The sequence below is a fragment of the Micromonospora sp. CPCC 205554 genome (genome assembly GCF_036902745.1).
GTDB lineage: Bacteria > Actinomycetota > Actinomycetes > Mycobacteriales > Micromonosporaceae > Micromonospora > Micromonospora tulbaghiae.
Genome location: NZ_JBAKHP010000038.1, coordinates 20,459 through 41,464, shown reverse-complemented (window position 1 = coordinate 41,464; position 21,006 = coordinate 20,459). Strand labels below are relative to the sequence as shown.

The following is a 21,006-nucleotide window of genomic DNA, read 5'->3' as shown; positions in this document are numbered from 1 at the left end:
CTCCTGTCACTCGAACAGCGAGTGCCGCACGCCCGGTTCCTCGCGGCGGCGCGCGGCGCGGCGGCGCTGGATCACGACCAGGTCGACCACCGCCACCACGGCGAGCAGCGCGCAGACGACACCCAGCCAGGCGATGTCCGCGGCGAACGCGAGCACCGCGAAGACGGTCATCACGACCAGACCGAACGTGGCGAGGGCGAGCCGCAGGTTCAGGGCGCTGTTGGCGTGGCCGACCGTGCCACGGGCGCGACGGGGCTGTGATCGGGTCATTCCTGGGGCCTACCCCGGCACGGGCGGGGATAACCGGCCGGCGCGGGAACGCCGGTGATCCGCGACACCCGGCGGGCAGGCGCCGGATGCGCCCGGCGGGCGGGTGCGTTACATCGGTGCGCCGGCCCCGGCGGAGATCCCGCGGGACGGTGGAGAGGATGGCATGACCACGACGCAGGCCGTACCCGTGACCGTCGCCGTGTCCCGGCGCGCCGACCCGGCGCGTACCGACGAGGTGGTGGCGTGGATGCGGGCCGGGACGGCGCTCGCGGAGAGCTTCCCGGGCTTCCTCGGCGCCGGTTTCGTCCGCAGCGCCCCCGGCTCGGGCGAGTGGCACGTGATGTACCGCTTCGCCGACGCGGACACGTTGCGCGGCTGGGAGGACTCGCCGCAGCGGCGCTGGTGGCTCAGCTCGGCGCAGGGCATCGTCGAGCACACCCGGGTGGAGCGGCGCACCGGCATCGAGGGCTGGTTCGACCCGCCGGTGGACCACGTGGTCGAGACGTTCGGCGAGCCGGAACCGGCCGCGCCGCCGCGCTGGAAGCAGGCGGTCACGATCTGGCTGGCGTTCTTCCCGCTCAGCCTGGCCGCCACGCTGCTGACCACCCGGTTCCTCGCCGGCGTGCCGCTGGCCGGCCGGACGCTGCTGATGACGCTCGTGCTCACCCCGCTGATGACCTACCTCGTGCTGCCCCGGATCACCCGGGCGCTGCACCGGTGGCTGCACGGCCGGCCTGCGCCGACACGACAGATGTGAACGGCAGTGGTCGATGCCCGATAGCCGACAGAACCGCCGCCGGGACTCCGCCGGGGCATAGGGTCGACGCGCCCGTTGCCGCCGCCGGACGGGGGACCGATGCCTCGACGCTGGATCGCCGCGCTGGCCTGCCTGGCGGCGCTCGTCGCGCTCGCCTGTGACGGTTCCGGCGAGGCGTCACCCCGGCCCTCCGGCACGCCCCGCCCCGGCGAGCCGGGGGTGCTGGTCGCGCTCGGCGACTCGGTGAGCACCGGCTACGGCTCCTGCCTGGTGCTGGTGAGCTGCGAACGCAACTCCTGGTCGACCGGGGACGGCCTGCGGGTGGAGAGCCTCTACCGGCGGCTGCGCGCGGACGCGCCGGGGCTGCGGGCGTACAACCGGGCGGTGCCCGGGGCCCGCGCGGCCGCGCTGGCCGGACAGTCCCGGTCGGCGGTACGCGACAAGGCCGACCTGGTCACCGTGCTGATCGGGGCGAACGACGCCTGCCGGGGCGACGTCGACGACATGACACCGGTGGCGACCTTCCGCAACCAGGTCGACGCGGCGCTGGGCGTGGTGCGCGAGGGCCGGCCGAAGGCCCGGGTGCTGGTGGTCAGCATCCCGGACCTGCACCGGCTCTGGCAGATCGGGCACACCGAGCCGCGCGCCGTGCGGGCCTGGTCGCGGGGCGTCTGCCCGTCGCTGCTGGCCGACGCCACGTCGACCGCGCCCGCCGCGGTGGCCCGCCGGGCCCGCGTCCGGGACCGGATCGAGGCGTACGACGGGCAACTGCGCGCCGCCTGCCGGGCGTACGGGTCACGCTGCCGCTGGGACGGCGGCGCGGTGCACCGCCACCGCTTCAGCCTGGACCAGGTGAACGCGCTGGACTGGTTCCACCCGAACGCGGCCGGTCAGGGCCGGCTCGCGGAAGTGGCCTGGAACGCCTCCGGCTGGGCGGACTGACCGGCCGGGATCCGGCGGCCGTCGGTCGGCCATCTGGGCGGTGCCGGCCGCCCGGGTGAGCGGCCGACGCCGGATGCGTCAGGGCCGGCGCGGGCCGGGTAGCTGCCGAGGGGCGGCGGCGCGGTAGAGAGCGCGCGTGCGGTCGGCCAGTTCCTTCGTCGCCGACGAGTTGGCCCAGGTGCCGAGCACGATCGCGGCGCCCGGCACGACCTTGGCGAACATCCGCTTGGCGGCGCGCACCCCGGCCATCCGGGCCAGCCGGACCCCGAGCTGGAGCATCACCCGGCCCAGCGCCCGGTCACCGGCGGAGCCGAACAACGCGCCGGCCCGTTCCCGGCCGGCGGCCACGCCCAGCGCGAGGCGAGCCGTCTCGGCGACCTTGTGCACCCGCTGGAGCACCAGCAGGTCGGTGGCCCGGTCGGGGTGCGTCGGGTCGGCGCCGTACGCGGCGGCGACGTGCAGCACCAGCCGGGCCTGGGTCCAGGCCAGCACGCCCACGTCGATCACCGCGCCGGGCAGCCCGGCCGCGCCGGACACCGCGCCGGAGAGCCGGGCGTGGTTGACGAACTTGCGCACCGCCTGGTCGGCCAGTTGTTCCGGCGGCGCGCCGGGCCGCAGCGCCCGCTCCCGGGCGGCCCACTGGGCGGCCTCCGGGCCGAGCCGGCGTACCGCCTCCAGAGCGAGGTGCTCCGGCGCGTACTGCGGGTCGTCCCGCATCCGGTCCCACAGCTTCGCCGGTGGCGCCTCGGGCGCCTCCACCGGCGGGACGGGGGCGGCGGGGACGGCGTTGGGCTCCCCGTCGACGGGGGCGGGGTCGGTCACGAAGGGCTCCGGAGGCTCGTGCGGCGGGGGTGACGCGGGTCAGCGCCGGCGCGACTGCAGCCGGTTCGCGATCTGCCGCAGCCGGGCCTGGTTCTCCGGCTTCGACATCTCACGCCGGCCGCGGTCGACCAACTGCTGGCCCCGCGGCGACCGCAGGAAGGCGGTGATCCGTTGCATCAGCGACATGAGGGTCCTCCCGTCCCGCGGTCCCCTTCATGTGTACCTGGGACCGGCAAGCCCCTGATACCCGAATCGGCCCTCCGGCAACCACCCGTCCGGGTCAGCCCAGGATCTCGGCCACCACCTCGCCGGCCCGCCACTCGTGCTGGGCGTACGCGTCCGGGAACGCCGAGATCTGCACCGCCTGGGCGGCGACCGAGAGCGGCAGGTCCTGCCAGCCGGGGATCTCCTCCAGCGCGGACAGGAACGCCTTCGTCGCGTACTCGGGGTCCATGAGCTGCTCGACGGTGCCCCAGCCGCTGCTCGGACGCTGCTGGAACAGCCCGACCGAGTCGTGGTCCCAGCCGATGGCCTGGTGCGGGTAGTTCTGCGACTCGGGCAGCACGCCGCTGGCGTAGTTGAGCAGGGTGCTCTCCTGCATGGCGGTCGCCACCGCGATGACCAGGGCGCGGCGCGGCACGCCCATCTCCTTGCCGGCCTGCACGATCTTCTTGGCGTTGTTCATCTGGGTGCGGTCCAGGCCGGCGACCGGGACGATCTGCCGGACCGTCTTCTTCGGCTTCGGCTTGGCGGTCGCCTTCGGGCTCGCGGTCGCGGACGGACCGGCGCCGGGGGTGGTGGGGGTGATGCTCGGCCGTTCCATGGCCCGGGAGGCCGGGTCGACCGCCGCGCGCTCGGCGACCTCCGCCGAGGGTGCCGGGGCGGCGGCGCGGTCCGGGGCGCCGAAGCCGGCCTGGCTGACGCCGACCAGGCCCAGGCAGCAGGCCGCGCCGGTGGCGACCGCCAGCTTCGTCCGGCCGGGCCGGGGGTTCGTCGGTGCCCAGAAGCGGGTACGCCGCACCAGTCCCCGGAGTGTGGTCAACCGGTTGGTGGAGGGGGTATCGTCCGAACGGTCAGCCGGGCGGCCGGAGCCGAACGGGTCGTCGAGGTTGCCGTCGTTACGCATCCGACGAGGCTAGGCAGGGCAAACCGGGATCACCCAGGCCCAAAGGGTGGCCCTCGCCACACTTCGGCCGTTTCGAAGCGGACGCCTCACCCCAGCGCGGGCCGGCGGACCACGGACCTCGGGAACCGGACCAATCACCCGGGCGACGGCGCGCGCAGCGGGCCGGGCAGGAACGCCGCAGACCTCCCGGTCCCGCCCGATGATCGACTAACTCGTCCGTTCGGACGATCCGGATATGGGTCACCGGACCGGGGCGTAGCCGAATCGTGATCATCATCCGGGCATCGGATGTGGCCGTAACGGAATGGACCACCCGCCCCGGTACGTTGGCCGAACCGGGGAGACCGCACGCTCGGCGCTCCCCCGTACGCGTCGACAGGGAGGACCCCACCGGTGCTCGATCCACACGAGCTCTACGAACTCACCGACGAGCTGCCCGAGCTCGGCCAGCCGGTGCTGATCCAGGCGCTCACCGGCTTCGTCGACGCCGGTAACGCCACCCGGCTGGCCCGGGAACAGCTGCTCACCTCGCTCGACGCCCGGGTGATCGCCCGCTTCGACGTGGACCAGATCTTCGACTACCGCTCCCGCCGCCCGGTGATGACGTTCGTCGAGGACCACTGGGAGTCCTACGACGCCCCGGCGCTGGAGCTGCACCTGCTGCGCGACGACGACGAGACCCCGTTCCTGCTGCTCACCGGCCCCGAGCCGGACCTGCAGTGGGAGCGTTTCGTGGCCGCCGTCGCCGGGCTCTGCGCCCGCCTCGACGTCCGGCTCACCGTCGGGCTCAACTCGATCCCGATGGCGGTGCCGCACACCCGGCCCAGCGGCGTCACCGCGCACGCCACCCGCAAGGAACTGATCGCCGGGCACGAGCCGTGGCTGCAGAAGGTGCAGGTGCCGGCCGGCGTCGGCCACCTGCTGGAGTACCGCCTCGGCGAGCAGGGGCGCGACGCCCTCGGCTTCGCCGCGCACGTGCCGCACTACGTGGCCCAGGCCGAGTACCCGGCCGCCGCCGAGGCGCTGCTGTCCGCCGTGTCCCGCAGCACCGGCCTGCTGCTGCCCGTCGAGGCGCTGCGCACCGCCGCCGAGGCGGTCCGGGTGGAGATCGACCGCCAGGTCACCCAGACCGAGGAGGCGGCGACGCTGGTCCAGGCGCTGGAGGAGCAGTACGACGCGTTCGCCCGGGGCCGGGGCGAGAAGAACCTGCTCGCCGGCGAGACCGGGCCGCTGCCCACCGCCGACGAACTCGGCGCCGAGCTGGAACGCTTCCTCGCCGAGCAGACCCGCCCCGGCGACACCCCGGAGCGCTGAGGCGGCGGGGCGGGCGGGGATGCGGCAGGCTGGGGACATGCGCCTGGCGACCTGGAACGTCAACTCGGTGAAGGCCCGCCTGCCCCGGCTGCTCGACTGGCTGGCCACCACGAAGCCCGATGTCGTGTGCCTGCAGGAGACCAAGTGCCCCGACGGGGCGTTCCCGGTCGCCGAGGTGGGAGAGCTGGGCTACGAGGTGGCCAGCCACAGCGACGGGCGGTGGAACGGCGTGGCGGTGCTGTCCCGGGTCGGGCTGGCCGACGTGGCGGTCGGCTTCCCGGGCGAGCCCGGGTTCCCCGAGCCCGAGGCCCGGGCCATCTCGGCCACCTGCGACGGGCTGCGGGTCTGGTCGGTGTACGTGCCGAACGGCCGCGCGCCGGACGACCCGCACTACGCGTACAAGCTGGCCTGGTTCGCGGCACTGCGCGACGCCCTGGAAGCCGAGGTGGCCGGTCCCCTGCCGGTGGCCGTCTGCGGTGACTTCAACGTCGCGCCCACCGACGCCGACGTCTGGGATCCCGCGCTGTTCGTCACCTCGACCCACGTCACGCCGGCCGAGCGGGCCGCCCTGGCCGCGCTGCGCGACCTGGGACTGGAGGACGTGGTGCCGACGCCCATGAAGGGACCGCACCCGTTCACGTACTGGGACTACCGGGCCGGGATGTTCCACCAGAACAAGGGCATGCGGATCGACCTGGTGTACGCGAGCGCGTCGTTCGCCCGCGCGGTCCGCTCCGCGTACGTGGACCGGGAGGCCCGCAAGGGCAAGGGCCCCTCCGACCACGCCCCGATCGTGGTCGACGCGGACCTGGCACCGGCCGTCGAGACGTTCTGAGTCCGAGGCTGGTTAGGGTGGACGCATGGCTGTCGTGAAGATCAACGCGATCGACGTCCCGCCCGGCGCCGGCGAGGAACTGGAGAAGCGGTTCGCGGCCCGGGCCGGCGCGGTGGAGAACTCCCCCGGCTTCCTCGGCTTCGAGCTGCTGCGCCCGGTCGCCGGGGACACCCGCTACTTCGTGTACACGCGCTGGGAGAACGAGGAGGCGTACCAGGCGTGGGCGCAGGGCCCGTCCCGGGCCGCGCACGCCGAGGGCGGCGAACCCCGCAAGCCCGTCGCCACCGGCGCCACGCTGCTGGAGTTCGAGGTGGTCCAGCAGGTCCCCGCCACCCCCTGACCCCCTGACCCCCTGACCCCCTTGCCCTCCCCCCTTCTTCCCTTCCGGCGATCATGAGGTTGGCGGTGACGAAACGGGCGCCCTGCGCCGCCAACCTCATGATCGACGCGGCCGGGGCGGCCGGGGCGGCCGGGGCGGCGGGGTGGGTCGGGCGGGAGCGGTCAGCGGGTGAGGGATGCGAAGACGATCACGTTGTCCTGGTAGCCGGTACGGCCGCCGACCCACTCGCCGCCACAGGTGATCAGGCGCAGCTCGGCCGGACCCGAGTCGCCGTAGACGCGGGCGGCCGGCAGGTTCGACTTGTCGAAGTACTCGACGCTGTCCACGGTGAAGGTCACCACGCTGCGGTCCGCACGGGTCACCTGGATCCGCGCGCCGGGCTTGAGCGAGCGCAGCCGGTAGAACACGGCCGGGCCGCTCTTGGTGTCGACGTGGCCCACGATGATCGCCCGGCCCGGGTCGCCGGGCACCGCTCCCCGGTCGTACCAGCCGGTCTGGTCGTGCTCGGTCAGCGGCGGTACGTCCACCGAGCCGTCCTTCGCCTGCCCGACCGGGGTCACCGGTGCGTCGACCTTGATGGCGGGCACCGCCAGGCGTACCGGTCGGCTCGCCGGCTTCCGGACCGGGGCGGCAGCGCTCGCCGGAGCCGCCGCGCCCGACCCGTTCGACCCGCTCGACTCGGTGGACGCGTCGGCGAAGTCGAACGGCCCGGCAGTGCGGCCGAGCCCGGCACCGGTGGCGAACACGCCGACCAGCACCAGCACCACTGCCAGCGGCTTCGACCAGGAGCCCCGGCTCCGGTCCCCCCTGCCCGGCGACGCCGGTGGCGGCTCGACCGGCGGCGGCCCCGCGGGTCGTGTGCGCAGGTCCGGCGGATCGGCCGACGGCGGATACCACGGTCGCGGCCCGGCGGCCGAGCCGGAGCCGGACGGACGGGTGGCATCCGTGGGCGGCGCGGCGGGTGGGGGCAGGGCCAGGAACGGCCGGCCGGAGCGCCGGGATCCGGCGGGCGGCGGAACGAAGTACTCGGCCATCGCCGGCCTCAGCCTCGGGCGGCGCCGCGGGCGTGCCGGCGGGACGCGGCCACGCCGAGCCCGGCGCCGACCACAGTAACCGCCAGCCCGACCGGCACCAGCAGGCCACCGAGCCCGGGGCCGGCGGTGCCGCCGAAACCGGTCGCCGGGCCGCGGCTGGGCAGGTGACTGGGCCCGTGGCTCGGCTGCCGGGTGGGCTGCCCCTGCTTGACCACCTGGAGCATGGTGGAGGCGGTCTCCCCGCCCGGGCACTCCAGCTTGACCCGGTAGTTGCCGGGCCGGGTGCGCTCGTGCACCATCGGCGAGGCGGTGAGCAGGCCCCGCTGCGGCTGCACCTGGATCTTGCCGAACGCGTCCGAGGTGACGATCGCCGGAACCGAGTTGTTCCGGCAGCTCGCCCGGATGCCGACGAGGTAGCCGGGCGAGACGGTGCCCGGGGTGACCTCCACGAAGATCACGTCGGCCGGGGGCTGTTCCGGCACCGGTTCGGCGGCGCGCGGCGCGGCCTGGGCGGGCATCGCGCCGACCAGCGGGGCGGCGCACGCGGCGACCGCGACCAGCAGCGCCTCACGTACCCTGAACGACCCCATGACCCCTCCCGGCGTACGGGATGAATCCTCTCACCCCCGGGCGCACATCACATCCGATCCGGGCTAGGCTCGGGGCGCTGTGACCCTCCCCGACCTCCCCGCCGCCCGCATCCGCACCTTCCATCCGCGTCGCGGACGGATGAGCGAGCGGCAGCGCGACGCGCTCACCCGGCTCTGGCCCGCGTACGGCCTGGAGATCGCCGCCCTCGACGGGCCGTGCGATCCGACCGCGCTGTTCGGACGGCGGGCGCCGCTGGTGCTGGAGATCGGCTCCGGCATGGGCGACGCCACCGCCGCGATGGCGGCGGCCGACCGGGACCGACACTATCTGGCGGTCGAGGTCCACACGCCGGGAATCGCCAACCTGCTCGACCTGGTCGAACGTCACGGTCTGGACAACGTACGGGTGGCCGAGGGCGACGCGTTGGACCTGGTCCGGGCCATGCCGGAGGGCTGCCTGGACGCGGTGCACGTCTACTTCCCGGACCCGTGGCCGAAGACGCGCCACCACAAGCGGCGGATCATCGCGCCGGCGCACGTGGCGCTGCTGCGGTCCCGGCTGGCACCCGGTGGCACGCTGCACTGCGCGACGGACTGGGCCGAGTACGCCGAGTCGATGCGCGAGACGCTCACCGCCGATCCGGAGCTGGTCGACGTGTACGGCGGCTACGCGCCGCGTCCGGCGTACCGGCCGGTGACGAAGTTCGAGCGCCGCGCGCTGACCGCCGGCCGGGAGGTCTTCGACCTGATCCACCGGCGGCGCTGAACCCGGTGTGCTGAACCCGGTTGGCGCGGCGCGGTGTGATCCAGGCACGATGGGAGCCGCCATGACTCTCACCGCCGCGCTGCCGAAGACCGCCGACCCCGACACCCTCTACGACGCGTTCGCCTCCTGGGCGTCCGAGCGCGGCCTGGACCTCTATCCGCATCAGGAGGAGGCGGTCATCGAGATCGTCTCCGGCGCGAACGTGATCATGAATACGCCGACCGGCTCGGGCAAGAGCCTGGTGGCGATCGCGGCGCACTTCGCGGCGCTGGCCGACGACCGGACGACCTTCTACACCGCGCCGATCAAGGCGCTGGTATCGGAGAAGTTCTTCGCGCTGTGCGAGGTCTTCGGCGCCGAGAACGTCGGCATGCTCACCGGCGACGCCAGCGTCAACGCGGACGCGCCGATCATCTGCTGCACCGCGGAGATCCTGGCCAACCTGGCGCTGCGCGAGGGCCGTCGCGCCGACGTCGGCCAGGTGATCATGGACGAGTTCCACTTCTACGCCGAGCCGGACCGGGGCTGGGCGTGGCAGGTGCCGCTGATCGAGCTGCCGCAGGCCCAGTTCGTGCTGATGTCCGCCACGCTCGGCGACACCACCCGCTTCGTCGACGACCTGAGCCGGCGCACCGGGCGGCCGACCGCCGTCGTCCGCTCGGCCGAGCGGCCGGTCCCGCTCCTCTTCTCGTACGCGACCACGCCGCTGCACGAGACCCTGGAGGAGCTGCTGGAGACCAAGCAGGCCCCGGTGTACGTCGTGCACTTCACCCAGGCCGCCGCGCTGGAACGCGCGCAGGCGCTGATGAGCGTGAACGTCTGCACCCGCGCCGAGAAGGACATGATCGCCCAGGCGATCGGCAACTTCCGGTTCACCTCGGGCTTCGGCAGGACGCTGTCCCGGCTGGTCCGGCACGGCATCGGCGTGCACCACGCGGGCATGCTCCCGAAGTACCGCCGACTGGTCGAGACGCTCGCCCAGGCCGGCCTGCTCAAGGTCATCTGCGGTACGGACACGCTCGGCGTCGGCATCAACGTGCCGATCCGTACCGTGCTGTTCACCGGACTGAGCAAGTACGACGGCACCCGCACCCGGCTGCTCAAGGCCCGCGAGTTCCACCAGATCGCCGGCCGGGCCGGGCGGGCCGGGTTCGACACGCTGGGCCGGGTCGTGGTGCAGGCCCCCGAGCACGTGATCGAGAACGAGAAGGCGCTCGCCAAGGCCGGTGACGACCCGAAGAAGCGCCGCAAGGTGGTGAAGAAGAAGCCGCCGGAGGGCTCGATCGGCTGGGGCGAGCCGACGTTCCAGCGCCTGGTCGAGGCCGAGCCGGAGCCGCTCACCTCCAGCTTCCAGGTCAGCCACTCGATGCTGCTCAACGTGATCGGCCGTCCCGGCGACGCGTTCGCCTCGATGCGGCACCTGCTCACCGACAACCACGAGGATCCGGCCGCGCAGCGCCGGCACATCCGCCGGGCCATCGCCATCTACCGGGCGCTGCGCGCCGGCGGCGTGGTCGAGGAGCTGCCCGAGCCGGACGAGACGGGGCGGCGGGTGCGCCTCACCGTCGACCTCCAGCTCGACTTCGCGCTCAACCAGCCGCTGTCACCGCTGGCGCTGGCCACCGTCGAGCTGCTCGACCGGGAGTCCCCGTCGTACGCGCTCGACGTGCTCAGCGTGATCGAGTCGATCCTGGACGACCCGCGCCAGGTGCTGTCCGCGCAGCAGTTCAAGGCCCGCGGCGAGGCGGTCGCCGCGATGAAGGCAGAAGGCATCGAGTACGAGGCACGCCTCGAACTGCTCGACGACGTGACCTGGCCCAAGCCGCTGGCCGAGCTGCTGGAGTCCGCGTACGAGATGTACCGGCAGGGCCACCCCTGGGTCGCCGACCACCAGCTCTCCCCGAAGTCCGTGGTCCGGGACATGTACGAGCGGGCCATGACGTTCCCCGAGTACGTCCAGTTCTACGGGCTGTCCCGGTCCGAGGGGCTGGTGCTGCGCTACCTCGCCGACGCGTACAAGACGCTGCGGCAGACAGTCCCCGAGGACGCCAAGACCGAGGAGCTGGTCGACCTCATCGAGTGGCTGGGCGAGCTGGTCCGCCAGGTCGACTCCAGCCTGATCGACGAGTGGGAGCGGCTGCGCAACCCGTCGGACGTGGCCGAGGTGGCCGCGTCGCTGGACGACCGGCCGCCGGCGGTGACGCGCAACGCGCGGGCGTTCCGGGTGCTGGTGCGCAACGCGATGTTCCGCCGCGTCGAGCTGGCCGCGCTGCGCCGCTGGGATCTGCTCGGCGAGCTGGACGCGGGCGACGGCTGGAACGCCGACGCCTGGGCCGACGCGCTGGAGCCGTACTTCGAGGCGTACGACGCGATCGGGGTGGGGCCGGACGCGCGCGGGCCGGCGCTGCTGATGATCGAGCAGGGCCGCGAGCGGTGGGCCGTACGGCAGATCCTGGACGACCCGGACGGCGACCACGACTGGGGCATCAGCGCCGAGATCGACCTCGCCGCCTCGGACGAGATCGGCGCGGCGGCGGTCCGGATCACCGACGTCGGCCAGTTGTAGCGGCGTCCGGCTGACGTACGCCGCGGGGGCGGAACCGGACCGGTTCCGCCCCCGCGATCGTGTCCGATCAGTCGCGCGGAGCCTGGAACGCCACGCGGCGACGACGGAACAGGACGAACAGGACCGCGCCGGCCGCGAGCACGGCGGCGCCGACACCGGCGAGCGTGGCCGCCGGCGCGCCGGTGATCGGCAGGCCGCCGCCGGTGCCACCGTTGCCGTCCCCGGGGCCGCCGGTGCCCGGGCCGCCGTTGCCGACGGCGACGACGATGCGAGCGGTGTTGTTCTCCGGCTTCGACTCGGTCGAGGACGTGGCACCGTCGACCACGATCGTGCCGTCGGTACCCGGCGTCGACTTGATCTTCAGCTGGACGGTGGGCTTGATCCGGCCGTAGCCGGAGGCGACGCTCGGGAACTCGCTCTCGAAGTTGCACCGCAGCTTCGCCGACTCGGGCAGCGTCTTGCCCGGCTGGCCGTCGGTGTAGCACCACTCGCTGGGCAGCAGGACCGTGCCGCTCGGCGCGGTGATGAGGACACCGGGGCCGCCGCCGTCGGACGGGCCGTTGTTGACGACCTCGTAGGTGAGGTCGACGGTCTGGCCGACCGCCCCCTTCACCGGCGCGGCGGTGACGGCGACGTCGAGGCTGTTCTTCTTGCTCCAGAACCGGAAGTCGGCGTAGTTGTCCGACTCGTCGAGCTCGCGCTCCACGACGGCCTTGCGGGCCTGGCCCGCCTTGACCGCCTTGGCGTGCAGCTTCTCGGCGGCGGCGGCGAACGACGGGCCGCTGCCCTTGGTCGCCGCGGCCTTCTTCGCCGTCTCCGCCTCACCGGCCAGCGCGGTGCTGAACAGGGCGTAGTTCTCGTCCGGGCCCGGCAGGTTGCGGCCGAACGTGATGTTGAACAGCGACTCGCCCGTCTCGTCGTCGAACAGCAGCAGCCCCTCACCGGGCTTGAGCGTCAGCGGCACCGTGCAGGTGACCTGGCTCGGCCCGTAGACGTACGGCGGACCGCTGGCCTTCGGGTAGTAGCCGACGTAGGTGCAGTCGCTGTACCGCTCGACGAAGGTGGCGCCGGTGGGCAGGTCGACCCGGACGGTGAAGTCGGTCGCCGGGCTGTCGCCCTCGTTGAGCACACCGCTGTAGAGCGGGACCCGGTCGCCCTCACCCACCGGCTTGGACTTGTCGTTCAGGTCGTCGGCGGCGGCGACCAGATCGGGGCCCGAGGCGCGGATCGTGACCGGGAAGCTGGTCGTGTTGTCGCCGGGGTTGGCGTCGTCCTGCGCGCCGGCGATCGTCACTCCGACCGATCCGGCGTCGCCGGGGGCCGCACCGGTGCGGCTGGCCAGCGACAGTGTGTAGATGACATCGGTCTGGCCGGCCATCAGGCCACCGACGGCGCAGGTGATCTTCTGCGCCGCGAGCTTGCAGGAGTCGTTCCAGTCCGGCACCGAGGCGACGACGTCGGACGACAGCTTGCCGAGGTCGAGCGTGACGGTCACCCCCGTCGCGTCGGCCTGGCCGTAGTTGTAGACGTACATCCCGATCGTGGTGCCGCTGTTGTCGATCTCGGCGACGGGGTCGGTGGCGAAGGAGACGAAGAGGTCGGGCAGCTCGTCGGCGGCCTGCGCCGGGGTCGACGGGGCGAAGAGCGCGGTCGTGGCCAGCAGCGCCGCGCCGACGGCGAGGCGGGGCCATCGGGCCGAGAGGGATCGCATGGGTACTCCGGAAGAGAGGTGTGGAAGAACCGCACTCTAGGGGACGGATTGATCGTGTGGTGTCCCGTCTGGTCGGCAGGCCGACGGCGAACGGATCGACAATGCCCCTTTCGCACCCTGGGCGATGTCAGACCCGTCGATTAGAATGTATGTACTAATCGAGCTGCTGACCTGGGAGGATGCTCGTGACTGCGCCCACCTCCGCGACCCCTGTCACCCCCTACGCCACCCTCCTCGGATTCACCCGGTACGTCGACCGCACCGGCCCCACCAAGGCCACCTTCGTCGGCGGGCTGCGCCGGCAGCGGGCCAGCCGGCACGGCTTCAACCCGCACGGCCAGTTCGTCAAGGCGCTCAAGGCCGACGTCGCTTTCCATACCGGCGGCACGCACCTCGCGCAGGTCGCCGACCTGGTCAAGCCGCGCTGGCGTCCGCTCTACGAGGCGCTCGTGCCGGGCGCGGCCCGCTGGCTGCACTCGCTCGGCGAGCCGGCCGGCGTCGACCTGGCCCAGACCCGCGACGCGCTGGCCATGCTGGGTGACCTGCCGGTGAAGATCAACCCCCAGTTCGGCGTACGCTTCGCCGACGGCCGGGCCGAGGCGATCCGGCTGCACTTCGACGAGGCGCCGCCGAGCGAGGAGGCCACGCTCGCCACGCTGCACCTGATGGCCCGGCACATGGACGCGGTGCTGCCGCACGCCGAGCCGGTCCTGGTCGACGTGCGGCGCGGCGAGGCGCACCGGATGCCCGCCGACGTCAAGCCCGAGCAGATCGAGCAGTGGCTGGCCGGTGAGGCCGCCGCGTTCCGGGCCATCTGGTCCACAGCCGCCTGACCACCGCCGCCCGGCCGAACGGCCGTCCCGCTCCCCCGGGACGGCCGTTCGCCGTCCCGGGCCGCGCCGCAGGGTGACCCGACCCGGGGCCGCGCCGCAGAGTGATCCGGGCCGAGGCGGGTCGGCGCCTCACCGGTCGGAGCGTTCGTCCAGCAGTCCGGCCCGTCCGGCCAGCGCGGCGGCCTCCACCCGGTTGGTCACCCGCAGCTTGCGCAGCAGGGAGGCGGTCATCCGCTTCACCGTCCGTTCGGAGGTGTGCATCCGCTCGGCGATCGTCACAGTGGCTTCTCCGGTCGCGATCGCCCGCAGCAGCCGGCGTTCCTCGTCGTCGAGGTTGAGCCCGGGCGACCGGGCGGACCCGACCAGCCGCCGCAGCAGCGCGCCCGGCATCACCGCCCAGCCGTCCAGCACGGCGAGCAGTGGAGGCAACAGGTCCTCCGGCTCGCTGGTCTTGGGCAGGTATCCCTCGGCGCCGCACCGCAGCGCCTCCACCGCCGGCGCCGGATCGTCCGAGCCGGACATGGCGAGGACGCGCACCCGCGGACTGGTACGGCGGACGGCGGCGATCGCCCGGAGACCGCCGGGCGGCGGCATGTGCAGGTCGACGAGCGCGAGATCAGGGGCGCACCGGGCCACGAGCGCGGCGGCACCGGCCGCGTCGGTGGTCGAGCCGACGACGCGGGCCCGGCCGTCGGTCGTGGCGGACAGCAGCAGTTCCAGCCCGCGGACGAACAGCGCATGGTCGTCCACCACCGCGAGCCGGACGACGCCGTCCCCCATGTCTGCTTTCCTCCTTCCAGCCCAGGTTAGTGGCATATGCGAGTAACGGTCGGGAACAACCCGGCATGGCTGTGCAGTCCATACGCCCGTGGGGAGGACCGGACGACCCGGACGAGTCGCTGTCGATCCGGGTGCTCTGCCACGAGCTGCGCACACCGGTGCAGGCCCTGACGGCCCTCACCCGGGCCCTCGCCGAACAGGCGGCGCTGACCACGCCGGACCGGCGAGCCATCGCCGCACTGGCGCACGAGCACGCCGTACACCTGGGTGCTCTGCTGGACGACCTCGGCGGCCCCGGCGCCCGCGGCGAGCCGGAACCACCCCGCCGCGTCCCCCTGGCCGCCGTGGTGCGCGCGGTGACGGCCGGGGCCGGTTCCCGGCTGTACGCGCGGCTCGACCGGGCGGCCGCCGGCCTGCCCGTGCCCGAGCAGCACGTCCGGCAGATCCTCACCAACCTGGTCGACAACGCGCGGCGCCACGGCCCGGCCGACGGCGAGATCGTCGTCCGCGCCGCGACGCGTGACCGCACGCTGACGCTGTCGGTCCTCGACCGGGGCGCCCCCTGTCCCGCGCTGCGCGCGGCGCTGGCCCGGCCCGTACCGGCGGCCACCGGGCACGGCCTCGGCCTGTGGATCGTGCGGCGGCTCGTCGACACGTACGGCGGGACCGTACGCGCCCGCCGCCCCCGCGGCGGCGGGCTGGCGGTGGACGTCCGGCTGCCGGTCCCGGTGCGTCCTGTCCCGTCCGGGACACGGGTCGGCCCCGGCGGGCCGCCGCAGCGGGCACCCGGGAGAGGACAGCATCGGTGAACCGGAGGAGACGACATGTTCACGCACATGAAGGACCTGCAGTTCGAGGCCAAGCCGGACGGGCCGGACGCCGCGTTCGCCCGCCGCCTCCAGGAGGTCCTCGGCGGCAAGTGGGGTGAGATGACGGTCGCCAACCAGTACCTGTTCCAGGGCTGGAACTGCCGGCTTCCCGGCAAGTACAAGGACCTGCTGCTCGACGTCGGCACCGAGGAGATGGGCCACGTCGAGATGATCGCCACGATGATCACCCGGCTTCTGGAGAACGCGCCGCTGTCGCTGGAGGAGGCCGCCGAGGAGAACCCGATGGTCGGCGCGATCTACGGCGGGTCCAACCCGGCGCACTTCATCCACGGCGGCGGCGGGGCCCTGGCGGTCGACAGCGCCGGCGTGCCGTGGAACGGCAACTTCATCACCGCCAGCGGCAACCTGATGGCCGACTTCCACCTGAACGTCACCGCCGAGGCCCAGGGCCGGCTCCAGGTGGCCCGCCTGTTCAACATGACCGACGACCCCGGCGTCAAGCAGATGCTGCGCTTCCTGCTGGCCCGCGACACCATGCACCAGAACATGTGGATGGCGGCCATCGAGCAGCTCAAGTCCGACGGCCTGGAGGAGATGCCGGTGCCGGACGCCTTCCCCGACTCGCCCGAGTTCACCGAGGAGTTCAGCTACACCTACCTGGACTTCTCTCCCGGGCAGGACGCCGCCGAGGGCCGCTGGGCCTCCGGTCCGACGCCGGACGGCAAGGGCGAGTTCCGCTACGAGCACAGCCCGCGGGCGCACGCCCCGGAGCCGGTGCTCGCCCCGGGCGACCCGCGCCTGTACGGCACCAACCCGGGGATGGCCGGCAAGGTCGCCAACACCGTCAAGAGCAAGCTCACCTGACCTCGCCCGCGCCGGGCCGCCCGCGCGGCGGCCCGGCGCGCCTCCCCCACCTCCGCACCGCATCCGTCCGGGAGCCGCCATGTCCACGTCCAACCGCACCAGGACTGCCGTCCTGGCCCTGCTCACGCTCGTCTCCGTGGGCGCCGGCCTGGCCCTGCCCGCCGTCCTCGCGCTGGCCGCCCTCACCGCGCTGGTCCCGCTCGCGGACGCGCTGGAGCGCGACCCGGCGCAGGCCACCCACCGGGCGACCGCCCGGCACGAACCGGCCTGATCCGTCCCCGACCGCCACCCCTGCCGCCCCGCCGTCCGTCGTCTGTCATCCCGTCGTCCGTCGTCGAGGAGCACCAGTGGTAACCAACGACTCGCCCGTCCTGCCCCCGCTACGGACCGCCCGCGCCCCGCGCCCGGTACGCGGCCGTCTCATCCTGCTCGGGCCCGCGTTCGTGGCGGCGGTCGCCTACGTCGACCCCGGCAACTTCGCCACCAACTCGACCGCCGGGGCGCAGTACGGGTACCTGCTGGTCTGGGTGGTGGTGGCGGCGAACCTGGCCGCCATGCTGGTGCAGACGCTCACCGCCAAGCTCGGCCTGGCCACCGGGCGCAGCTTGCCCGAACTGTGCCGGGAACACCTGCCCCGGCCGCTCAACCGGGTCATGTGGGCGCAGGCCGAACTGGTCGCCATGGCCACCGACCTGGCCGAGGTGATCGGCGGGGCGGTCGCGCTGTACCTGCTGTTCGGCGTCCCGCTGCTGCCCGGCGGCCTGATCATAGGCGCCGCCTCGTTCGCCATCCTGGCGCTGCGCGCCAGGGGTTTCCGGTCGTTCGAGATCGCCATCGCCGTACTGCTCGGCGTGATCGTGCTGGCGTTCGCGGTCAACCTGGTCAGCGCGCAACCGGACGTGTCCGACGCCGCGGCCGGACTGCTGCCCCGGATGCAGGGCACCGACAGCATGCTGCTCGCCGCCGGCATTCTGGGCGCGACGGTGATGCCGCACGTCATCTACGTGCACTCGGCGCTGACCCCGAACCGCCTGCCCGCCGAGGGCGAGACGCAGCGGCGGGTGATCGCCAAGGGCCTGCGGATCGACGTGCTGATCGCGCTGGGCATCGCCGGCGCGGTCAACCTGGCCATGCTGCTGGTCGCCGCGAGCAGCTTCCACGGCACCTCGATCCCCGGCACCGACACCCTGGAAGGCGTCCACGCCGGGCTCGCCACCACGCTCGGCACGGCCGCCGCGGTCGGCTTCGCCGTCGCCCTGCTCCTGTCCGGCCTCGCCTCCACGAGCGTCGGCACGTACGCCGGCGAGATCATCATGCAGGGCTTCCTGCGTCGCCGGATCCCGCTGCTGGTACGCCGGATGATCACGCTGCTGCCCGCGCTGGTGGTGCTCGCGATCGGCGTCGACCCGACCCGCGCGCTCGTGCTGTCCCAGGTGGTGCTGAGCTTCGGCATCCCGTTCGCGCTGATCCCGGTGGTGATGTTCACGCGCCGCCGGGACCTGATGAGCGGCCTGGTCAACCGCCGGGCCACCACCGCCGCAGCGGTGGCGATCACCGCGTTCGTGGTGGCGCTCAACGCGTTCCTGCTCTGGCAACTGGCGGGCTGAGACACACCCGCGCCCGTCCGGCCTGGTGCGGCGGGACGGGCGCGGGTGATCGGGGCTCAGGCGGCCAGGTACTTCTCCAGGTCGTCCAGGATCTTGTTGGCGGCGCCCACGCCGATGCCGGTCATCCAGATCTCGTCGGAGACCACGTGCGCCTTGCCGGCCTCGACCGCGGACAGGCCCTTCCACAGCGTGCCGCCGGTGACCTTCGCCTGCTCGGCGGCGGCCTTCTCGCCGTACGCGGTCACGAACACCACGTCGCCGTCGGCCTCGGCGATGCGCTCCGGGCTGACCCGGTCCATCCGCTTGTCCTCCTTGCCGGCGAGCATCTGCCGCTCCGGGCGGCCCAGGCCGGTGTCGCCGACGACGATGCCGGAGAACGAGTCCGGCCCGTACAGGCGGATCTCGGTCGGCATGAAGCGCACGATGGAGACCTTGCGGGACGAGGCGTCACCGAGCTTCGCGCCGAAGTCCTTCGCCCGCTTCTCGTACTCGGCCAGCAGGTCCTTGGCCTGCTGCTCCTTGCCCAGCGCCGCGCCGTCGAGGAGGAAGTTCTCCTTCCAGGTGATGCCGACCTTCTCGGTGAACACGGTCGGGGCGATCTTGGCCAGCTCGTCGTAGAACTTCTCCTGGCGGAACTTGCTGCCCAGGATCAGGTCCGGGTTGAGCGCGTTGATCGCCTCCAGGTCCGGCTCGGTCAGCACACCGACCTCGGTGATGCCGGCGAGCTTGTCCGCGCCGAAGTAGGTGGGCCAGCTCTTCGCCTCACCGGCGGTCGCCGCGCCGACCGGGGTGACGCCCAGCGACAGCGCGGTGTCGATCTTGTCGGTGTCGAGCACGACCACGCGCTTCGGCTCGACGGGCACCTTCGTGGTGCCCATCGCGTGGGTGATCTCCCGGGTCTCCCCGGTGCCGGTGCCGGCGACGGGGTCGCTCTCCCCGCAGGCGGTGAGGCCGACGCCGAGAGCGAGGGCGGCGGTGAGTGCGACGGCGAGACGACGCATCAGGTTCCTTTCGGTGGTGCGGGCCGGCGCGCTCAGGCATCGCCGACGGGGGCGCCGGCCGTGGCCGGCGTGACGGCCGGAACGGCCGAGGTCTGTGTGTGGGGGGCCTGGGTGAGCGCCGGCACCACGAGCGGGGCGCCGCTGACCGGGCAGGGCACCACCACGCAGTCGAGCCCGAACACGTCGCGGACCAGGTCCGCGGTGAGGATCTCGCGCGGCTCGCCGGCGGCCACCACCGCGCCGTCGCGCATGGCGATCAGGTGGCCGGCGTACCGGGCCGCCTGGTTGAGGTCGTGCAGCACGGCCACCACCGTGCGGCCGCGCTCGGCGCGCAGCCGGTGCAGCAGGTCCAGCACCTCGACCTGGTGGGCCAGGTCGAGGAACGTGGTCGGCTCGTCCAGCAGCAGCGCGTCGGTGTCCTGGGCGAGCGTCATGGCGATCCACACCCGCTGGCGCTGCCCGCCGGAGAGCGTGTCCACCGCGCGGTCGGCGAGCGTGCCGACGTCGGCCAGCCGCATGGCCTCCTCGACCGCCCGCCCGTCCTCGGCCGACCACTGCCGCCACCAGCGCTGGTAGGGCTGCCGGCCGCGCCCGACCAGGTCGGCCACGGTGATCCCCTCGGGCACCAGCGGGCTCTGCGGCAGGACGCCGAGCCGCCGGGCCACGTCCCGGGTGGGCAGGTCCCGGATCGCCGCGCCGTCGAGCAGCACCGCGCCGCGGCGGGGCGTGAGCAGCCGGGCCATCGTGCGCAGCAGCGTCGACTTGCCGCAGGCGTTCGGGCCGACGATCACGGTGAACGTGTCGGCCGGCAGGTCGAGGTCCAGTCCGTCCAGCACGGTGCGGCCCTCGTAGCCGACGACCAGGTCGCGGGTGGACAGCAGCGCGGTCACGACCGCCTCCCTCGGGTGCGCAGCAGCACGAAGATCAGGTACGGCCCGCCGATCGCCGCGGTCAGCACGCCGGCCGGAAGTTGGGTGGGCGCCAGCAGCCGGCGGGCGCCCAGGTCGGCGAGGACCAGCAGCAACGCGCCCAGCAGCGCGGCGCACAGCAGCGGCGGACGCTCGGCGCGGACCAGCCGGCGGGCCACCTGCGGGGCCACCAGCGCCACGAAGTCGACGGCGCCGACCTGGGCGGTCACCATGGCGGCGGCCAGCACACCGGTGCCGGCCAGGCCCGCGCGTCGGGCCACCGGCCGCAGGCCGATCCCCCGCGCGGTGTCGTCGTCGAGCGTGCTGCTGCGCAACGCCCACCCGGCCCAGAGCAGCACCGGCAGCAGGACCGCGAGCGTGCCGGCGATCCAGGCCGCCTCGCTCCATCCCTTGCCGGCGAGCGTGCCGATCAGCCACACCTGCGCGCGCAGCCCGTCGATCGGATCGGCGGTCAGCATGACCACCTCGATCAGCGCCCGGAACGCGAACGCGACCGCCACCCCGGCCAGCACGAACCGCTGTGCGGCCAGGCCGTGCCGGGCGCCGAGCGCGAACACCACCACCGCGGCGGCCAGGCCGCCGAGCAGCGCCGCCGGCGCCACCAGCACCGCCGCCGCGCCGCTGGTCAGCGCGATCGTCGCGGCCAGCCCGGCGCCCTGGGTGACGCCGATGACGTCGGGGCTCGCAAGGGGGTTGCGGGCGACGCTCTGGATCAGCGTGCCGGCCACGCCGAAGGCCGCGCCGGCCACCGTCGCGAGGACCGCCCGAGGCAGTCGCAGGTCACGCACCACGAGGTCGTACGGAGTGCCCGCGCCGGAGAGCGACCGCACCACGTCCACCGGGGCGACGTACGGCGTACCCAGCGACAGGCTGACCACCACCGCGAGGCAGAGCAGCACGAACAGGACAAGCGCCACCACGACCGGCCGCCACCGGAACGGCACCACCACCGCCCCGACCCGCAGCACCCCTCGCCCGCGCGGCCGGGTCCGCCCGCCGCCCCCACGTCGTTGATCTTGCACTTCGGGCCCTCCGGGTGCCCGGAACGCCCCTTCCGCCGGGGCAGCGAGTGCAAGATCGCGGGAGTGG

The 21,006-nt window shown here is 73.6% G+C and carries 23 protein-coding genes; 12 read left to right on the top strand and 11 right to left on the bottom strand.

Annotated features, from left to right (window positions below):
* Positions 1–6: 6 nt before the first annotated feature.
* On the bottom strand, positions 7–270 hold the full coding sequence (locus tag V6U82_RS28900) for a DUF6343 family protein (RefSeq protein ID WP_013285356.1): 264 nt from the start codon (positions 268–270) through the stop codon (positions 7–9).
* Positions 271–433: 163 nt separating this feature from the next.
* Here V6U82_RS28900 and V6U82_RS28895 point away from each other — a divergent pair, with 163 nt between their 5' ends.
* Together V6U82_RS28895 and V6U82_RS28890 are read left to right on the top strand one after the other, a co-directional pair.
* On the top strand, positions 434–1,027 hold the full coding sequence (locus tag V6U82_RS28895; RefSeq protein ID WP_334466819.1) for an antibiotic biosynthesis monooxygenase: 594 nt from the start codon (positions 434–436) through the stop codon (positions 1,025–1,027).
* A 99-nt stretch (positions 1,028–1,126) separates the two neighbouring features.
* Entirely contained in the window at positions 1,127–1,969 is an 843-nt protein-coding gene (locus tag V6U82_RS28890) for a GDSL-type esterase/lipase family protein (protein ID WP_334466816.1), read from the top strand.
* A gap of 78 nt (positions 1,970–2,047) precedes the next feature.
* Here V6U82_RS28890 and V6U82_RS28885 read toward each other — a convergent pair whose 3' ends face one another.
* The 3 genes from V6U82_RS28885 to V6U82_RS28875 form a co-directional block, all read right to left on the bottom strand.
* Positions 2,048–2,791: an EcsC family protein gene (locus V6U82_RS28885; RefSeq protein WP_334466813.1), complete on the bottom strand. Its 744-nt coding sequence runs from the start codon at positions 2,789–2,791 to the stop codon at positions 2,048–2,050.
* A 39-nt stretch (positions 2,792–2,830) separates the two neighbouring features.
* Positions 2,831–2,977 carry a hypothetical protein gene (locus tag V6U82_RS28880; RefSeq protein ID WP_013285352.1) on the bottom strand — a complete coding sequence of 49 codons (147 nt, stop codon included), beginning with the start codon at positions 2,975–2,977 and terminating at the stop codon, positions 2,831–2,833.
* A gap of 94 nt (positions 2,978–3,071) precedes the next feature.
* On the bottom strand, positions 3,072–3,917 hold the full coding sequence (locus V6U82_RS28875) for a peptidase M23 (protein WP_334466808.1): 846 nt from the start codon (positions 3,915–3,917) through the stop codon (positions 3,072–3,074).
* Between the two features lie 393 nt (positions 3,918–4,310).
* Between V6U82_RS28875 and V6U82_RS28870 the strand changes: the two genes are divergently transcribed.
* From V6U82_RS28870 to V6U82_RS28860, 3 genes are read left to right on the top strand one after another with little or no spacing between them, the layout of a single operon-like run.
* On the top strand, positions 4,311–5,231 hold the full coding sequence (locus V6U82_RS28870; protein WP_128138817.1) for a proteasome assembly chaperone family protein: 921 nt from the start codon (positions 4,311–4,313) through the stop codon (positions 5,229–5,231).
* 37 nt (positions 5,232–5,268) lie between these two features.
* On the top strand, positions 5,269–6,066 hold the full coding sequence (locus V6U82_RS28865) for an exodeoxyribonuclease III (protein ID WP_121686342.1): 798 nt from the start codon (positions 5,269–5,271) through the stop codon (positions 6,064–6,066).
* 25 nt (positions 6,067–6,091) lie between these two features.
* Positions 6,092–6,406 (top strand): antibiotic biosynthesis monooxygenase family protein, encoded by a 315-nt coding sequence (locus tag V6U82_RS28860; protein ID WP_334466803.1) that lies wholly within the window; start codon positions 6,092–6,094, stop codon positions 6,404–6,406.
* Between the two features lie 161 nt (positions 6,407–6,567).
* Here the strand turns inward: V6U82_RS28860 and V6U82_RS28855 are convergent, their stop codons facing one another.
* On the bottom strand, positions 6,568–7,179 hold the full coding sequence (locus tag V6U82_RS28855; protein ID WP_435125828.1) for a class F sortase: 612 nt from the start codon (positions 7,177–7,179) through the stop codon (positions 6,568–6,570).
* A 269-nt stretch (positions 7,180–7,448) separates the two neighbouring features.
* Complete coding sequence (locus V6U82_RS28850) at positions 7,449–8,030, bottom strand: hypothetical protein (protein ID WP_334466800.1); 582 nt, start codon at positions 8,028–8,030, stop codon at positions 7,449–7,451.
* Between the two features lie 139 nt (positions 8,031–8,169).
* Here V6U82_RS28850 and trmB point away from each other — a divergent pair, with 139 nt between their 5' ends.
* Positions 8,170–8,796 (top strand): tRNA (guanosine(46)-N7)-methyltransferase TrmB, encoded by a 627-nt coding sequence (gene trmB, locus V6U82_RS28845; RefSeq protein ID WP_334466843.1) that lies wholly within the window; start codon positions 8,170–8,172, stop codon positions 8,794–8,796.
* A gap of 61 nt (positions 8,797–8,857) precedes the next feature.
* Entirely contained in the window at positions 8,858–11,362 is a 2,505-nt protein-coding gene (locus V6U82_RS28840) for a DEAD/DEAH box helicase (RefSeq protein ID WP_334466798.1), read from the top strand.
* Positions 11,363–11,429: 67 nt separating this feature from the next.
* Here V6U82_RS28840 and V6U82_RS28835 read toward each other — a convergent pair whose 3' ends face one another.
* A complete protein-coding gene (locus V6U82_RS28835; protein WP_334466796.1) occupies positions 11,430–13,073 on the bottom strand; it encodes a peptidase in 1,644 nt (547 codons plus the stop codon).
* Positions 13,074–13,258: 185 nt separating this feature from the next.
* Between V6U82_RS28835 and V6U82_RS28830 the strand changes: the two genes are divergently transcribed.
* Entirely contained in the window at positions 13,259–13,906 is a 648-nt protein-coding gene (locus V6U82_RS28830) for a hypothetical protein (RefSeq protein ID WP_334466793.1), read from the top strand.
* A 129-nt stretch (positions 13,907–14,035) separates the two neighbouring features.
* Here V6U82_RS28830 and V6U82_RS28825 read toward each other — a convergent pair whose 3' ends face one another.
* The gene (locus V6U82_RS28825; protein WP_334466790.1) at positions 14,036–14,686 is read right to left on the bottom strand and encodes a response regulator transcription factor; all 651 of its coding nucleotides are present in this window, start codon (positions 14,684–14,686) and stop codon (positions 14,036–14,038) included.
* A gap of 65 nt (positions 14,687–14,751) precedes the next feature.
* Between V6U82_RS28825 and V6U82_RS28820 the strand changes: the two genes are divergently transcribed.
* The 4 genes from V6U82_RS28820 (at position 14,752) to V6U82_RS28805 (ending at position 17,987) form a co-directional block, all read left to right on the top strand.
* Entirely contained in the window at positions 14,752–15,495 is a 744-nt protein-coding gene (locus V6U82_RS28820) for a sensor histidine kinase (protein WP_334466787.1), read from the top strand.
* A gap of 15 nt (positions 15,496–15,510) precedes the next feature.
* Positions 15,511–16,380: a manganese catalase family protein gene (locus tag V6U82_RS28815; protein WP_334466784.1), complete on the top strand. Its 870-nt coding sequence runs from the start codon at positions 15,511–15,513 to the stop codon at positions 16,378–16,380.
* 79 nt (positions 16,381–16,459) lie between these two features.
* A complete protein-coding gene (locus tag V6U82_RS28810) occupies positions 16,460–16,651 on the top strand; it encodes a hypothetical protein (protein WP_128138634.1) in 192 nt (63 codons plus the stop codon).
* Between the two features lie 76 nt (positions 16,652–16,727).
* A complete protein-coding gene (locus tag V6U82_RS28805) occupies positions 16,728–17,987 on the top strand; it encodes an Nramp family divalent metal transporter (RefSeq protein ID WP_334466781.1) in 1,260 nt (419 codons plus the stop codon).
* Positions 17,988–18,043: 56 nt separating this feature from the next.
* Here V6U82_RS28805 and V6U82_RS28800 read toward each other — a convergent pair whose 3' ends face one another.
* Genes V6U82_RS28800 through V6U82_RS28790 form a run of 3 tightly spaced genes read right to left on the bottom strand, consistent with a single transcriptional unit; the run spans position 18,044 to position 20,885 of the window.
* Positions 18,044–18,988, bottom strand: coding sequence for an ABC transporter substrate-binding protein (locus tag V6U82_RS28800; RefSeq protein ID WP_128138632.1), 945 nt, complete (start codon positions 18,986–18,988; stop codon positions 18,044–18,046).
* Positions 18,989–19,020: 32 nt separating this feature from the next.
* Positions 19,021–19,878: an ABC transporter ATP-binding protein gene (locus V6U82_RS28795; protein WP_334466777.1), complete on the bottom strand. Its 858-nt coding sequence runs from the start codon at positions 19,876–19,878 to the stop codon at positions 19,021–19,023.
* Positions 19,875–20,885, bottom strand: coding sequence for a FecCD family ABC transporter permease (locus V6U82_RS28790; RefSeq protein WP_334466774.1), 1,011 nt, complete (start codon positions 20,883–20,885; stop codon positions 19,875–19,877). The genes V6U82_RS28795 and V6U82_RS28790 overlap by 4 nt, the downstream gene beginning before the upstream one ends.
* Positions 20,886–21,006: the final 121 nt, after the last annotated feature.